Origin of the sequence: Phytoactinopolyspora endophytica (genome assembly GCF_004138495.1) — a bacterium.
GTDB classification, from domain to species: domain Bacteria; phylum Actinomycetota; class Actinomycetes; order Jiangellales; family Jiangellaceae; genus Phytoactinopolyspora; species Phytoactinopolyspora endophytica.
In genome coordinates, this window is the sequence record NZ_ML142856.1 from 168,495 (window position 1) to 182,328 (window position 13,834).

The 13,834-nt window shown below is 67.4% G+C and carries 17 protein-coding genes and 2 pseudogenes; 12 read left to right on the forward strand and 7 right to left on the reverse strand.

Annotation, left to right across the window (positions count from 1 at the left end; all coding sequences use genetic code 11):
• The first annotated feature begins 25 nt into the window (after positions 1-25).
• The 4 genes and pseudogenes from ELR45_RS17080 to ELR45_RS42770 form a co-directional block, all read left to right on the forward strand.
• Positions 26-1,048 (forward strand): ROK family protein, encoded by a 1,023-nt coding sequence (locus ELR45_RS17080; RefSeq protein ID WP_129667474.1) that lies wholly within the window; start codon positions 26-28, stop codon positions 1,046-1,048.
• Entirely contained in the window at positions 1,048-1,758 is a 711-nt protein-coding gene (locus tag ELR45_RS17085; protein WP_129667475.1) for a GntR family transcriptional regulator, read from the forward strand. The genes ELR45_RS17080 and ELR45_RS17085 overlap by 1 nt, the downstream gene beginning before the upstream one ends.
• Before the next feature lie 200 nt (positions 1,759-1,958).
• Complete coding sequence (locus ELR45_RS17090) at positions 1,959-2,525, forward strand: GNAT family N-acetyltransferase (RefSeq protein ID WP_129667476.1); 567 nt, start codon at positions 1,959-1,961, stop codon at positions 2,523-2,525.
• Positions 2,480-2,680: pseudogene (locus ELR45_RS42770) on the forward strand (ATP-binding cassette domain-containing protein); the annotation flags it as partial. The gene ELR45_RS17090 and the pseudogene ELR45_RS42770, both read left to right, overlap by 46 nt.
• A gap of 22 nt (positions 2,681-2,702) precedes the next feature.
• On the opposite strand, the gene ELR45_RS17100 reads toward ELR45_RS42770, so the two are convergent.
• On the reverse strand, positions 2,703-3,872 hold the full coding sequence (locus ELR45_RS17100) for a CynX/NimT family MFS transporter (RefSeq protein WP_205856743.1): 1,170 nt from the start codon (positions 3,870-3,872) through the stop codon (positions 2,703-2,705).
• A gap of 198 nt (positions 3,873-4,070) precedes the next feature.
• Here ELR45_RS17100 and ELR45_RS17105 point away from each other — a divergent pair, with 198 nt between their 5' ends.
• Both ELR45_RS17105 and ELR45_RS17110 read left to right on the forward strand, forming a co-directional pair.
• On the forward strand, positions 4,071-4,409 hold the full coding sequence (locus ELR45_RS17105; protein WP_129667478.1) for an ArsR/SmtB family transcription factor: 339 nt from the start codon (positions 4,071-4,073) through the stop codon (positions 4,407-4,409).
• 123 nt (positions 4,410-4,532) lie between these two features.
• A complete protein-coding gene (locus ELR45_RS17110) occupies positions 4,533-4,943 on the forward strand; it encodes a RidA family protein (RefSeq protein ID WP_129667479.1) in 411 nt (136 codons plus the stop codon).
• Between the two features lie 84 nt (positions 4,944-5,027).
• On the opposite strand, the gene ELR45_RS17115 is transcribed toward ELR45_RS17110, so the two are convergent.
• The gene (locus ELR45_RS17115; RefSeq protein ID WP_129667480.1) at positions 5,028-5,768 is read right to left on the reverse strand and encodes an SDR family oxidoreductase; all 741 of its coding nucleotides are present in this window, start codon (positions 5,766-5,768) and stop codon (positions 5,028-5,030) included.
• 101 nt (positions 5,769-5,869) lie between these two features.
• Between ELR45_RS17115 and ELR45_RS17120 the strand changes: the two genes are divergently transcribed.
• Positions 5,870-6,709, forward strand: coding sequence for a helix-turn-helix transcriptional regulator (locus tag ELR45_RS17120; RefSeq protein ID WP_129667481.1), 840 nt, complete (start codon positions 5,870-5,872; stop codon positions 6,707-6,709).
• Positions 6,710-6,733: 24 nt separating this feature from the next.
• Entirely contained in the window at positions 6,734-7,444 is a 711-nt protein-coding gene (locus ELR45_RS17125) for a helix-turn-helix domain-containing protein (RefSeq protein ID WP_129667482.1), read from the forward strand.
• On the opposite strand, the gene ELR45_RS17130 is transcribed toward ELR45_RS17125, so the two are convergent.
• Both ELR45_RS17130 and ELR45_RS17135 read right to left on the reverse strand, forming a co-directional pair.
• A complete protein-coding gene (locus ELR45_RS17130) occupies positions 7,426-8,004 on the reverse strand; it encodes a dihydrofolate reductase family protein (RefSeq protein ID WP_129667483.1) in 579 nt (192 codons plus the stop codon). The two genes, ELR45_RS17125 and ELR45_RS17130, sit on opposite strands and share 19 nt — an antisense overlap.
• A gap of 136 nt (positions 8,005-8,140) precedes the next feature.
• Positions 8,141-9,046 (reverse strand): SDR family oxidoreductase, encoded by a 906-nt coding sequence (locus ELR45_RS17135; protein ID WP_129667484.1) that lies wholly within the window; start codon positions 9,044-9,046, stop codon positions 8,141-8,143.
• Positions 9,047-9,162: 116 nt separating this feature from the next.
• Here ELR45_RS17135 and ELR45_RS17140 point away from each other — a divergent pair, with 116 nt between their 5' ends.
• The gene (locus tag ELR45_RS17140) at positions 9,163-9,741 is read left to right on the forward strand and encodes a TetR/AcrR family transcriptional regulator (protein ID WP_129667485.1); all 579 of its coding nucleotides are present in this window, start codon (positions 9,163-9,165) and stop codon (positions 9,739-9,741) included.
• Here ELR45_RS17140 and ELR45_RS17145 read toward each other — a convergent pair.
• Entirely contained in the window at positions 9,719-10,561 is an 843-nt protein-coding gene (locus ELR45_RS17145; RefSeq protein ID WP_129667486.1) for an SDR family NAD(P)-dependent oxidoreductase, read from the reverse strand. The two genes, ELR45_RS17140 and ELR45_RS17145, sit on opposite strands and share 23 nt — an antisense overlap.
• Before the next feature lie 103 nt (positions 10,562-10,664).
• Between ELR45_RS17145 and ELR45_RS17150 the strand changes: the two genes are divergently transcribed.
• Complete coding sequence (locus ELR45_RS17150) at positions 10,665-11,582, forward strand: LysR family transcriptional regulator (protein ID WP_205856745.1); 918 nt, start codon at positions 10,665-10,667, stop codon at positions 11,580-11,582.
• Between the two features lie 116 nt (positions 11,583-11,698).
• Positions 11,699-12,280, forward strand: coding sequence for an Atu4866 domain-containing protein (locus tag ELR45_RS17155; RefSeq protein WP_129667487.1), 582 nt, complete (start codon positions 11,699-11,701; stop codon positions 12,278-12,280).
• 69 nt (positions 12,281-12,349) lie between these two features.
• Here ELR45_RS17155 and ELR45_RS17160 read toward each other — a convergent pair whose 3' ends face one another.
• A complete protein-coding gene (locus ELR45_RS17160; protein WP_129667488.1) occupies positions 12,350-12,697 on the reverse strand; it encodes a MerR family transcriptional regulator in 348 nt (115 codons plus the stop codon).
• A 75-nt stretch (positions 12,698-12,772) separates the two neighbouring features.
• On the opposite strand from ELR45_RS17160, the gene ELR45_RS17165 reads away from it, so the two are divergent.
• Positions 12,773-13,519 carry an SDR family oxidoreductase gene (locus ELR45_RS17165; protein WP_129667489.1) on the forward strand — a complete coding sequence of 249 codons (747 nt, stop codon included), beginning with the start codon at positions 12,773-12,775 and terminating at the stop codon, positions 13,517-13,519.
• 96 nt (positions 13,520-13,615) lie between these two features.
• Here the strand turns inward: ELR45_RS17165 and ELR45_RS35340 are convergent.
• Positions 13,616-13,834 (reverse strand): annotated as a pseudogene (locus tag ELR45_RS35340) (MFS transporter); the annotation flags it as partial.

Genomic DNA, 13,834 nt, shown 5'->3' on the forward strand with positions numbered 1-13,834 from the left:
GACCTCTTTGGCAAGGAGGTTCTCCATGGAGTGTGTCCTCGCGATCGACATCGGCGGCACCAAGACGTCCGCAACGCTGGTTACCGCCGGCGCCACCATGGGTCAACGCGTCACGGTTGCGACACCCGCGTCGGACGGCCCAGACGCTGTGCTCAATACAGCCGCCCAGGCTGCGCGATCAGCGCTGTCTTCCGCCCAGCGAGTACAACCCGGCCTATCCGCCGCGGCGGTAGGGGTTGGCGCAGCGGGCATGTTGGATACCTCGTCCACCGTGGTCGGCGCCACAGGAACGTTCACCGGATGGGTCGGCACCAATGTCGCCGCTGAACTAGCTCGCCGGCTGGCTCTGCCCGTCGCGGCATGCAACGACGTGGACGCCCACGCGCTCGGCGAGGATTGGCGCGGCGCGTCCGCCGCAACCGGATACTCCCTCATGGTGGCGATCGGCACTGGGGTAGGGGCCGCTGTGATTCGTCACGGCATGGTTCAAACCGGCGCCCACGGCGGCGCCGGTGAGGTGGGCCATGTCCCCAGCCGACTCGCCCTCGACGAGCGCTGTCCGTGCGGTCGAACCGGCCATTTGGAAGCCGTCGCCGCCGGGCCAGCGATCGCGGCCCGATACAGCCGTCGCAAGAAGCTGCCCGAAGCCGCCGACACACGCACGGTGATACAGCGAGCAGCCAGCGGTGACGCCGACGCCGCAGCCGTCGTCGACGAGGCGGCCGGCGCTCTCGGCGAAGCCATGGCCGGCATGATTACTCTTCTCGACCCGGAAATGGTCGTCGTTGGCGGCGGTCTCGTCCACGTCGGTACGCGATGGTGGAATGTGCTCGTCGACACCATCAGCGCCCATCTCACGCCCCCGGTTGCGAACACCGCCGTTGTCCCCGCAGCCCTCGGACCAGACGCAGCGCTGGTCGGCGCGGCACGATACGCCTGGATGAACATAGGTCATGATTCTGATGTCCTGCAGAGCATGAGCGCAGGGGACACTGCACCACCCCATCGGCACATGGAACTATCGCAACAGAAAGAAAAAGGACGCTGATGAAGAAGTACGACGTGATCGCACGCGACCTGTCAAAAATGATCGCGCGGATGGCCGTCGGCGAGCAGATCCCGAGCGAACAGGCGCTGGCTGAGAAGTATCAAGTCTCCGGCATGACAATCCGCCGAGCGCTACAGCTCCTGCACCAAGCGGGAAGGATCGAAGGTATACCAGGACGCGGCACGTTCGTCGCCGAGCCCAGGCTGAGCCGATCCCTCACATCGATCTCCTTCACCGAGACCATGCAACGCGCCGGCCGAGAGGCCACGAGCAAACTGCTCTCCGCATCGATACAGGCGGCAACCCCGGAAGAGGTGGAAATCCTTGGACTGCCCGAGAACGGCCGTGCCATCCACGTCAACCGACTCCGCCTGGGAGACGGAGTGCCATTGTGCGTCGAGCACGCCACGCTCAATGCCGAACGTTTTCCCGACCTTCTCGCATTCGACCTCGAAGGCTCCATGTACGCACTCTTGCAACGCAAGTACGCCGTCGTGATAACACGCAGCCAGTTCGAGGTGATCGCTCAGCTACCGGATGCCCAGACCGCGACGCTACTACAGATCGAACCATCAACGCCGTGCCTACGCACCACTTCGGTCAGTCGCGACCAACACGGAGTGCCGATCGAACGAACCTTCTCAACCTATCGGGGCGATCTCTACAGCCTGAAGTTCCAGCCCGAATCGGAAACCACAGCAGACATGTAAAGCTGCTGGCAAAGGTTCAAGACCTGGTCAACCGCGCGCCCTGGGCGCCGCCCGACCTGCTCCGGGCCGCGCTGGCGTTGGATGAGTTGACCGAGATCTCCGAAGATGCCGGTGCGTACGAGGCCACCGCGATGCCGCGGCGCACCCGGACACTGGCATAACGTGTCGCGCTTCACCACCGATGAGGGCATAGTCGCCCTGTGGTCACGATCAGACAATTTCGGGACGAGGACGCCCCGACCTTGTGGGCGCTCAACAACCTGCCCAACATCGGCGCGACAGCCGACCCGGCCATCCCGCTGCCGCTGCCCCCGATCTCGCAACCACCGCCCAGGTTCCCCGACCTCGCCAACATTCGCTCCAGCTTCCAAGACGCAGGCGGTGACTTCCTCGTCGCCGAGATCAACAGCCACCTCGTCGCCATGGGCGGGATCCGGCCCAACAGCCATGGCCAGGCCGAAGTCCTGCGAGTGCGAGTACACCCTGCCACCAGACGCCAGGGCATCGGACGAACGCTGATGACCGCCCTGGAAGCACGCGCCTGGCAACTCGGCCTGCCCGAGACACACCTGGACACCGCCACCAATCAGCCTGAAGCGATCGCCTTCTACCGAAGCCTCGGATACCAGGAGGTCGGACGCGACCACCAATCCGGCTGGTCATGGACGCTGGTCTACTTCGTCAAGATCCTGCGATCCGGTCCGCGGCCAGTCGGCAAGAAATCCACAACCTCGCCGAGCCCGAACAACGACGAGCCACCGCCGTGACCGCTGCGAGCAAGCTCGAGGTGCTGCGCGGCGTGGACTTCGACGTGGAGCGGGGCAGCATCTTCACCCTGCTCGGCTCGAACGGCGCGAGCAAGACCACGACCGTGAGGATCCTCGCAACGCTCCTGAAAGCCGACGCAGGGACGGCCGACGTCAGGGCCAGGGCGCGGTGCTGGTCTACTGCGCACGCGACGGGGTGCGAGCGAGGGTCTGGCCCTTGCCCGGCTGGACCGTGCCCTGGCCTGCCACCAGCGCCACGATCATCTGTCCGGCAGCCGTGACGCACATCAGCGTGAGTGGTGCCTGCCACCCCGCACTGATGGTGTGCAGCAGCCCGAATGCTGCCGGCCCCGCCGCGGCCAGCAGGTAGCCGATTGACTGTGCCATCGCCGACAATGCGCCCGCCGCGGTCGCGTCCGGGGCGCGCAGGCTGAGGAAGGCCAAGGCGAGCACGAGGCAGGCTCCGCCACCAAGACCGAGGACGACACTCCACAGCAGGGCCCATCCCGGCGTCGCCATAAGGCCGAGGTAGCCAGCCAGCAAGACGGCCGAACTGACCGTAGCCGCCACGCGTTGGTCACGAGCCCGCCTCAGCAGGGCCGGCACCGCCAGGCTGGTCAACACGGCCACCACCTGGAAAACAAACAGCAGCCATCCCGCTCTGGCTGCGGTGACGCCGCCGTCCTGGAACACCTGAGGCAACCACGTTACGGCGACATAGAAGCCCAGCGACTGCAATCCCATGAACGCCGTGACCGCCCATGCCAGCCCTGAACCCCAGGGCAACGGGTGTCTGCGGACGCCACCGACGGTGGCCGGCGGAGTCCGCAACTGCGGAAGCCACACCACGAGAGCAACGAGCGCGAGCACGATCCAGCAACCCAACGCGGTATACCAACCGCCAGGAGCCGACTGCGCGATCGGCACCGCCACCCCGGATGCCACGGCGGCGACTCCTCCCATCACCGTGGCGTAGGCGCTGGTCAGCAGCCCCACTTTGGTGGGGAAATCGCGCTTGATCAGGCTTGGGAGCAGAACGTTGCCCACGGCGATTCCGGCACCGATCAGCAGGGTCCCTGTGAACATACTGACCGCCTCCGGGACCCATCGGATTGCGACCCCGATGGCCAGCACCACGAGTGCGACCCCGAGGAGTCGCTCGGGGCCCAAACGCGCGGCGAGCCGCGGAACCACTGGAGATATGACCGCGAACGCCAGCAACGGAAGCGTGGTCAACAGGCCCGCAGCGCCTGGAGCCAACTCCAGATCGTCCTGCACGCGATCCAGCAACGGCCCCACGCCGGTCAGGGCCGGTCGTAGGTTCGCCGCCACCACCAACAACCCCATGACCAGGAGCGCTTGGCTTGAACGCCGCGGGGACCGATTCGTGAGTCGCGAGGACCTGATGTCGTCGACCATCGACCGTCTCGCCTTCCGTTTCTGATGCCGGATTCGGTTTGGCGAACGTCAAACTATCTAACGGTTGGATGATTGGCCAACTATCCAACATTGGAGTAGAATTTCACCCGTCGGGAGGAGAACCACATGAAGGCACCGTGGCAGCCTCCGATGGTTGAGATCAGGCTGGTTGACGTGCTTGAGGCACTGGCGGATCCGATCCGCCTGACGATGGTGGCGCGTCTTTCCAGTGCTGGTAGTGAGAAGTGCACGGACATCAACGCCGACACGCACGTCCACAAGTCGACCATGTCGCACCACTACCGTGTGCTCCGCGAAGCAGGTGTGACCTGGACGGTCGTCCAAGGCAGAGAGCGGTGGATCAGTCTTCGACGTGCAGACCTCGACGCGCTGTTTCCCGGGCTACTCGATTCGATCCTCGGCGCGGCGACGCTTCAGGTCCAGGCGCCAACGCGTCGAGACTGACCGTTGCACCGTCGTATCGCGTGAGGTGGGAGGTATCCGCCACGAAACCTGGTCTCGTTGAAGTTCCCTTTGGATACAAGGTATTCATTAGATACCTAAAACGAAACAGACGAAGGGAACCTCATGACCGTGCAGCTCCTGACCCCTGAGGGCATGTTCCAGCCCGTCCCCTACCACCATGTTTCGATCAGCACCGGCACCCGCCAGGTGCATGTGGCCGGCCAGATCGCCCGTGACGCCGACGGGAACCGCATCGCCACCGGCGACCTCACCGGCCAGGTCGAACAGGCCCTACGAAACACGGCGCGCGGTCTGGCCGGTGCGGGAGCAAGCTTCTCCGACGTCGTGCGCCTCAGGTTCTTCGTCACCAACTGGAGCCCCGAGATGTACGACGACTTCATCGCCGGCATCGAGCACGTCTCGACCGAGCTCGGGATCCCCCGGCCACTGCCGCCCCTGTCGGCCATCGGCGTCGACTACCTGTTTGAGCCCGACGTTCTCGTCGAGGTCGAGGCGTTCGCCGTCCTCGACTGAGACAAGAGCGCGCCCTGCGTCCCGACGGACGCAGGGCGTGTCTGCCGTGTGGTGCTGATCGTGGTCCTCAGCCCAGCGGTCCGTTCAGCGTTGCCCCGCGGGCCGGACGATGACCTCGTTGACATCGACGTCGGCCGGCTGCGAGATGGCGAAGCTGACGGCTCGCGCGATGGCGTCGGCCGGGATGACCGCCGCGCGGTAGTCGACCATGGCGTTGGCGGCGTAGGGGTCGGTGATGTGGTCGGCCAGCTCGGACTCGGTCACGCCCGGGGAGATCGTCGTGGCCCGGATTCCCGGGTCGGACTCCTGTCGCAGGCCCTCGGTCAACGCCCACGCCGCGTACTTGGTCGCCGAGTAGATCGCCGACGTCGGCACGACCTCGTGCGCACCGACCGACGCGATGCTGACGACGTGCCCCGTCCCCTCTTCCCGGAAGTGCGGCAGCACCGCGGCGATCCCGTTGTACAACCCGCGAACGTTGACGTCGAGCATCTGGTCCCACTCGTCGACGAGCAGCGCGTCGAGTCGGGACAGCAGCATGACGCCCGCGTTCCCGACGAGGACGTCGAGCCTTCCCCGTCGCTCGGTCACGTCGTCGACGAGAGTCTGGAATGCCGCCCGGTCCGTCACGTCAAGGGCGCGGCTCTCCGCACTGTGCCCGGCCTGCCTGAGTTCGTCGACAATGGCGTCGAGCCGGTCCGTGCGCCTGGCGGTGAGGACGACGTGGTGCCCCTCGACTGCCAGACGACGCGCTGTGGCCTCGCCGATGCCGCTGGAGGCTCCTGTCACCAGGACGACCTTCTGATCTTCGTTGTTTGTGGTCATGGCATCCATCTCACCGGCACCTCGGTGACCGAGGAAGGCAACGTCGTGCCTAGGTGCAGCACGCCCAGGCACGACGACCGGGTCCGGCCTAGCATGGCCACATGTCGGAAAACCTCCTGGGTGACTACCTCCGTGCGCGGCGCGGTCACGTCAGCCCCGAGGCCGCCGGTATCCCAGTGATCGGGGCTCGACGCGTCCCGGGGCTTCGTCGTGAGGAGGTCGCGACGATGGCGGGCATGAGCGTCGACTACTACGTGCGGCTGGAACAGGGCCGCGAGCGCCACCCCAGCGCCCAGGTTCTCGATGCCATCGCCCAGGTGCTGCAGCTGGACGACGACGCTCGTCTCCATCTCTTCCAGGTGGCCGGGCTGAGCCCACGCCCGTACGGCGGCGCCGCACCCGAGCGCGTCGACCCCCAGCTGCTGCAGCTGATGGAGATGTGGCCGGAGAACCCGGCGATGGTGCTCGGCAAGGCCTACGACGTCCTGGCCGGCAACCAGCTGGCATACACGCTCTTCGAGGGGTTCAGGCACGGCGCGAACCTGCTCATGAAGGTCTTCCTCGACCCGGAGGCACGGAGGTTCTATCCCGATTGGGAGCGTGCCGCGTCCAACACCGTCGCAGGCTTCCGGCTACTCCACGGCGCGCATCCGCGCGACCCGCGCATCCAGGAGGTTCTGGAGATCGTCCGCACCCAGAGTCCCGACTTCGCGACGATGTGGGAACGTCACGACGCGCGGGGCAAGCGGCGTGAGAGCAAGACGTTCCGTCACCCGGACGTCGGAGACCTCACGCTGCGCATGAACGCCTTCGACGTCAAGGCCGCACCCGGGCAGGAGCTGATCGTCTACCACGCTGAGCCCGGCTCTACCAGCGCGGACGCGCTCAGGCTGCTCGGAACTCTCGCCGCCACCCGGGAAGAGGAACAGCGAGCCCGGTGAGCTCACCGATGTATCCTTCGCCCCGTGGGACTGCGGTTCAAGACGCGAGGATCGGGCTCGCCATGGGTCGACGTCGTGTGGACCTGTACGAGCGACCAGGTCGCTGAGATGACGTCCGTGGCGGCTGTGCGTTGGGGCCTGGTGTTCTGGGAGCGCGAGGGCAGGACGTATGCAAGCGTCTCCGGCCCCGAGTCCAGGACCGGGACCGCACCGGTGCCCGAGGGTGCCGCCTTCATGGGCATCGAGTTCGCCCTGGGCACCTCGCTCCGCGCCGTACGCACCCCGGCCCTCGTCGACGGCGGCATCGAACTCCCCGATACCACCCGCCGGACCTTCCGGCTCGACGGCTCGCGCTGGGAGATCCCAGGTCCCGACGACGCCGAGGCCTTGGTCGCCCGTCTCGTCCGGTCCGGGGTGCTGGTACGTGACCCACTCGTCATCGAGATCCTCCGGGGCCAGAGCTCGGCCGTATCGGGGCGCACCATCGAACGTCGCTTCCGGGCGGCGACCGGCATGACCCGGGGATCCGTCCGGCAGATCGAGCGTGTGCGCACGGCGGCAGAGATGCTGGCCGGCGGCGAACCGGTCACCGACGTCGTCGCCAAGCTCGACTACTTCGACGAGCCACACCTGGCGCGGGCCCTGCGCACGTACGTCGGGCGGACCGCCGGGCAGCTCCGTGAAGGCACCGGCGGGGCTATCGCGCTCGACCTGGATCAGCGCGTGACGTCATAGATCAGCTTGGTGATCCCGTTCGCATAGACCGCGGACTCCCTGAGACTGAGCATCTGCTTCTCCTTGTCTTCCCTGCTGAACAGGCTCTTGCCAGCGCCGAGCAGCACGGGGAAGACCAGCAGGTTGTACCTGTCGATCAGGCCCGCATCCGACAGCCGCCGAGCGAGCTCCGCACTCCCGTGGATGAAGACCGCGCCACCGTCCCCCTCCTTGAGCTCAGCGACATCATCGGTGGAGCGCAGAATCGTCGTCGCGCCCCAGCCGTCGACGAGGTCGTCGTCGGAGAGCGTGGTCGACACCACGTACTTGGGCAGCTCCTTGTAGGCGGCGTGGTCCTCCGACTCACGCCAGACCGGGGCGAACACCTCGTAGCTCCGGCGGCCGAACATCAGCGCCGTCGTCTCCTCGAGCTCTTCGCCCTTGATCGACCAGGCCTCGGGGACGAACTCGAGGTCCTTGAACACCCAGCCACCGCTACGGTGCTCCTCGTCCGGCCCACCGCCTGGGGAGTCCACGACGCCGTCGAGCGACATGAACCCGGTGTAGACCAGCTCGCGCATAGTGCTGCCTCCTCATGATCGGCGAGTTGCCGGCGCACCGTGGTGTGCGCACGCGCTCACGCTAGACCATGGCCGCGCGACCGTCTTGGACAGAAACGACAGCAGGCGACGACCGCGCCTGCAGGCGGCGGGTCGGTCAGGGTTGGTCGTAGTGGCCCGCGGCGATGTCTTCCAGCAGTGTGGGGCCGGTAGGCTGCCACTCGAGTAGGTCGCGGGTGATCTGGCTGGTGGCTGGGATGTCGGCGGCCAGGAACTGGCCGATGAAGGGAATCTCGTCGGCGATCTGCTCTGCCGGGGCAGACTTCGCCGGCACGCCGAGCCGGTCGGCTAGTGCTTCGGCGATCCGCCGCACGGGCACTCCCTCTTCGGCTGCTGCGTGCAGGATCGTCCCGGCGGGCGCGCTTTCGAGTCCGAGCCGGATCAGTCGGGCGGCGTCGGACCGGTGCACGGCGGGCCAGCGGTTGGCACCGTCGCCGGGGTACTGGGCAGCCCCGTTGCGTCGTGCTGTCTGGGCGACGATCGAGATGAAGCCGTGGTCGCCCTCGCCGTGCACCGTCGGAGCGAAGCGCACGGGGATGGCGCGTACGCCCTTGTCGACGTAGTCCAGGGCCAGGTTCTCGGCGCCACCTCGCGGTGCGTCCGGGCCGACGGCGGAATTGCGGTCGTGTTCTGTGACCGAGCGTCCTGAGCCAGCCTGTCCGGCCAGCGCAGTACCGGACGCGAGCATGAACGGGCGGTCCGATCCGGCCAGCAGCTCGCTGATGGTCTGGACGGCGGCGCGTTCGGCACGGTTAGAGATCTCGGGATGGTCCCAGTCGTGCTTGTTCGCGAGGTGGACCACCCCGTCGGCGTCCTTGATTCCCGAACGGATCGAGTCGAGGTCGTCGAGGTCGCCACGGAGGACGGCCGCTCCGAGGTTCCTGACGACGGATGCCGATGCGTCGGAACGGGCCAGGCCGGTCACCTCGTGACCCGCGGAGATGAGCTCGGCGACGACGGCGCGGCCGATGAATCCGGATGCTCCAGTAACGAAGACGTGCATGTTGTGCTCGCTTTCCTCGGTAATGCCATGACTGATGTCAGGAGCTGACATCAGTCAGCATAGCGCTGATGTCAGTTCCTGTCATCACTTCGCTCATTCCGGCTACGATTGCGGGTATGGCACGTTGGGCACCCGGAGCATCAGAACGTCTTCAGCGCGCGGCGATGGAGCTGTTCGCCGAGGACGGCTTCGAAACGACGACCGTGGCCGGGATCGCCGAGCGGGCCGGCGTGACCGAACGGACGTTCTTCCGGCACTTCGCCGACAAGCGCGAGGTCCTGTTCGCCGGCGAGGAGCTGCTCGTGGCGGCCTTCGTAGACGCGATCGCCGGGGCGCCGACAGACGCGTCCCTGAACGACCTGCTGGTCGCGGCGCTCGACGCCGGCGGAGGCGCCCTGCAGGACGTGCGCGGTCGTGACTTCGCCCGGGCGCGAAACGATATCATCACCGCGAACGAGCAGCTACAGGAACGCGAGCTGCTCAAACTAGCGAAACTCTCCCGCGCCGTGACCACCGCACTCGTCGAGCGCGGCGTAGCGGACGTGCCCGCCCGTCTCGCCGGCGACCTCGTCGTATCCGTGTTCAGCACGGCCTTCGCTCGGTGGAACGCGGCGGACGAGAGTCGCGACCTGGTCGAGCTACAACGCGAAGCACTCGCTGCGATCAGCGACCTCACACGTGCAGGGACGGTGTGAAAGCACTGTCCTGGGTGGGGTGCCCGAACGCGGCGAGCGCGACCGGCTGCCACTCGCGCCACGTGCGCAGGCGCTCGGAGTAGATCTCCTCGATCTCGGTGAACGTCCTGCCGAGAATGACCCGCAGCGGCGGGTGTTCGGCGTCAGCGATCGCGAGGATCGCCTCGCGGGTCGCCTGCGGGTCGCCGAGTTCGAAGTTCGGGGCGATCGCGGTGCGGATGTCGGCGTAGTCCGGAAGCTCGTCGCTGGTGCGCAGGTTGCCGGCGAACTCCGTCGTGTACGGACCAGGCTCGACGTGAGTGACGTGGATCCCGAACGCCGCCACTTCCTGGGCGAGTGACTCCGACAGGCCTTCCACAGCCCACTTGGACGCGTGGTAGGCGCCGAAGCCTGGGTAGGCACGCACCCCTCCCTCGCTGGTGACCTGCAGAATCCTGCCCGCCCGCTGCGCGCGTAACACAGGCAGGACCGCGTGGGTCACCCACACGGCACCGAAGAAGTTGGTCTCCATCTGGGCGCGGAGCTCAGCCTCGGAGACCTCCTCGACCATGCCGATGTGCCCGTAGCCGGCATTGTTCACGATGACGTCGAGCCGGCCGAGCGTGTCGGCGGCGTGCGCAACGGCATCGTGCACCGCGGCGCGGTCGGTGACGTCGAGGCGGATCGGGACCACGGCGTCACCGAATCGCTCGACGAGCGGGTCCAGCGCGGACATGTCCCGGGCCGCGGCGGCGACACGGTCACCGCGCTCGAGCGCTGCCTCGGCCCACAGGCGGCCGAAGCCGCGCGAGGAGCCGGTGATGAACCAGGTTTTGTACATGTTCGCCCTCATCTGTACGTGATGTGTGCTGTCCTTTCGATTGTGTGCCCGTGGAGGGCATTCCACCAGCGAAACTCTTTCACTGCAGACATGAGCAATACGCATGCCTCAGAATGAGGACATGGCCGAGTTCACGGTGACCTCGCTGCGCGTCGTCCAAGCTGTCGTCGGGACCGGGTCGTTCACCGCGACCGCCGAACTACTCGGATACACACAGTCGGCGGTCTCGCGGCAAGTGGCGGCCGCCGAGGCCGCGGCCGGGGTACCGCTGTTCGTCCGCGGCTCCCGTGGCGTCACGCCGACCCCGGCCGGCGCCGCTGTGGCCCGGCGCGCGGCGACCGCACTGAGCGAGATCGACGCCGTGGCGCGGGACCTCGCCGAACTGACGGACCGGCTGGCCGGGCGCGTCGTGCTCGGCGCCTTCCCTACGGCCATGTGGGCCCTCACCCCGAGGACGGTCGCTGACCTGCGGCAACGGCACCCAGCACTGACGCTCGAGCTGCGGGAGGGGTCGACCCCGGTGCTGCTGCGTCAGCTACGGTCCGGCCGCATCGACGTAGCAGTGATCGCGCTCGGACCCGACCTGCCCGCCTACGACCTGGACGACCTGCGCACGAGCCGCCTGCCCGAGGGTGGCCTCCTCGTCGCGGTCCCCCGCACCCACCGGCTCGCCGATTGGGATCGGGTCCCGGTCACAGAGTTGTCCGAAGAGGATTGGGTGGCCGGCGCCGGGCTGCGCGGCGATCCGCAGTTCGGCCCGTGGCCGACACTGCCCGACCCGCGCATCGCCTACACGGCACGCGAATGGCCCGCCCGACTCGGTCTGGTCGCCGCCGGGCTCGGGGCCACCGTTGTGCCGAGGATCGCAGCCGACGGACTACCGGCCGAGGTCGTCACCGTCCGAGTCGATGACCCCAGCTGGCTCGGCCGCACAGCGGTAGCAGCCACCAGAGCGGAGCGGACGGCTGGCGTCGATGTGGTCGTCGCGACACTCCGCCAAGTCGCTCTGAGCCTCCGATGATCATGAACACTAACCGTGCTATGTGAACGGAAAGTGTTCATGATCATGGAATCCTGGCGGTCGTCAACGCCACTGTCCACTTCACACCGTCGCAGACCGTACGCGGCGATCTGTGGGTGGAGGATGGAAGGATCACACACGTCGGTTCGCGCGCGAAGCAGTCCCGGCCAGCCCAAGCCCGTCTGATCGACGCGGAAGGGGCATTCGTCGTCCCGCTGCTCGTCGATACCGCGGCACGCGCCCGTCCCGAGGACCAACGCGGTGTCTACGATTTGGCCCCTGGGAACCCAGCGAACTTTGCCGTCACCCGAGAGCGCGTGAGCGAACCCCGGATCCGCCACATGCTGGTATTGCGGCCTCGCGACCTGCTCGCCGTCGTCGTGTCAGGACATCTCGAGGTGCAGCATGGCGAACCCACCCGGCCCGCCGGCGTCCCTGATCCGGGTGACGACTTCCAGCAATGGCACGGCGTCTGGGTAGACGACTCGCGCGAGTTGGAACAGCACCTGCTCCCCGACGGCCGGTACACCGAGACACGCCACGGCCGGACAGATGCTTACACGGGCAGATACTGGGTCCACAACGACCGCATCACCTACCTCGACGACACCGGGTTCTGGGCCTTCGGCGAATTACTCTCTGGAGTGCTCCACCACGCCGGCTTCGTTATGTCCAAGCGGCTGGCTACTCCCGGATGATGACCCACTCGGCCATGTGCGGTCACATATACAGGGCCAGTGACCTCGCAGCGCCGACGACGCACCAGGTCATGCGGAGCGCGCCTCGGCCGCCGCGACGATTTCGTCGAGCCGCGCGAGCGCATCAGTCAGCTCGGCGATCCGGCCCTGCAGGCGCGCGCGTTCCGCGTCGAGCATGTCGCGCTGCTCCGCCGTGGTGGTGCCGGTGTCGATGCACGGGAGCAGTTCGGCGATGCGCCGGCTGGGCAACCCGGCGGCGTAGAGCTGCTGGTAGAAGCGGACGCGGCCGACGGCGTCGGCAGCGTACTCGCGATGCCCGCCTGGGGTGCGGTCCGAGGTGAGCAGGCCTTGTTCCTCGTAGTAGCGCAGCGCGCGGACGCTCACCCCGGCACTTCGGGCAACCTCGCCGATACGCATGTGATGCACCTCATATCCCTCGATCGACGCCTGCACTTGATTCTGACGTCCACGTCAGGTTCTAGCGTACATGACATGAACCCACAGAACACTCGCGCGACCTCCGGTTTCGCCGTCGAGGGCGCGGTCGCTCTCGTCACAGGCGCCAACCGCGGACTCGGTCGCCACTTCGCCGAGCAGCTCCTGGACCGGGGCGCGGCTCGCGTGTACGCGACGGCACGCCGCCCGGAGACCATCGACATGCCCGATGTCGTCCCGCTGCGGCTCGACATCACCGATCACGACACCGTCCGGGCGGCGACCGACGCCGCGAACGACGTGACACTCCTGGTGAACAACGCCGGGATCAGCCGCTGGACGAGCCTCGTGACCAGCGACCTCGAGGACATCCGTGCGGAGATGGAGACCAACTTCTGGGGCACCCTCGCCATGGTGCGGGCGTTCGCGCCAGTGCTTGCGACGAACGGCGGCGGGGCGATCCTCAACGCCCTGTCCGCACAGTCGTGGTTCGGGTTTCCGAACGTCAACGGCTACCACGCCTCCAAGGCGGCACAGTGGGCGCTGACCAACGGCGTCCGGCTGGAGCTGGAGGAGCAGGGGACGCTCGTGACGGGCCTGCACCTGGGTGCGATCGACACCGACTTCAGCGCCGCCTACGACGGCCCCAAGGGCGACCCTGCCGACTCCGCTCGCGCCGGCCTGGACGGACTCGTCAAGGGTGCGATCGAGGTGATCGCCGACGACTGGAGCGCGCACGTCAAGCAGTCGCTGGCCGACGACCCAGCCCGCCTCTACGCGGAGATCCGTGCCGGCATCGTCTGAGGAGCGAACGGAAGAGCCGGCACGCCAAACCCCGCGTGGCCCGGCTGCCCGCGCGGCGCGGGCAGCCGGAAGCTCCTCCTACGGGGAGGGGCGGGGCTAAGTGTTCATGCGGGAGCCCGCCGCGAAGGCGATGGCCGGGACCAGGAGGATGGCGGCAAGAACACCGCAGGTCGCCGCGAAGCCCGCACCAGCGAGGGCACCGGCGAGCAGCGGTCCGATGCTGGCGCCGGCGCCGATGAGAAACGCGTAGCCGGCCATGCCCGCTCCGCGCGCCGGGCCCGCAGCCATGGCGACGAGGGTCACGGCGGCGGGCAC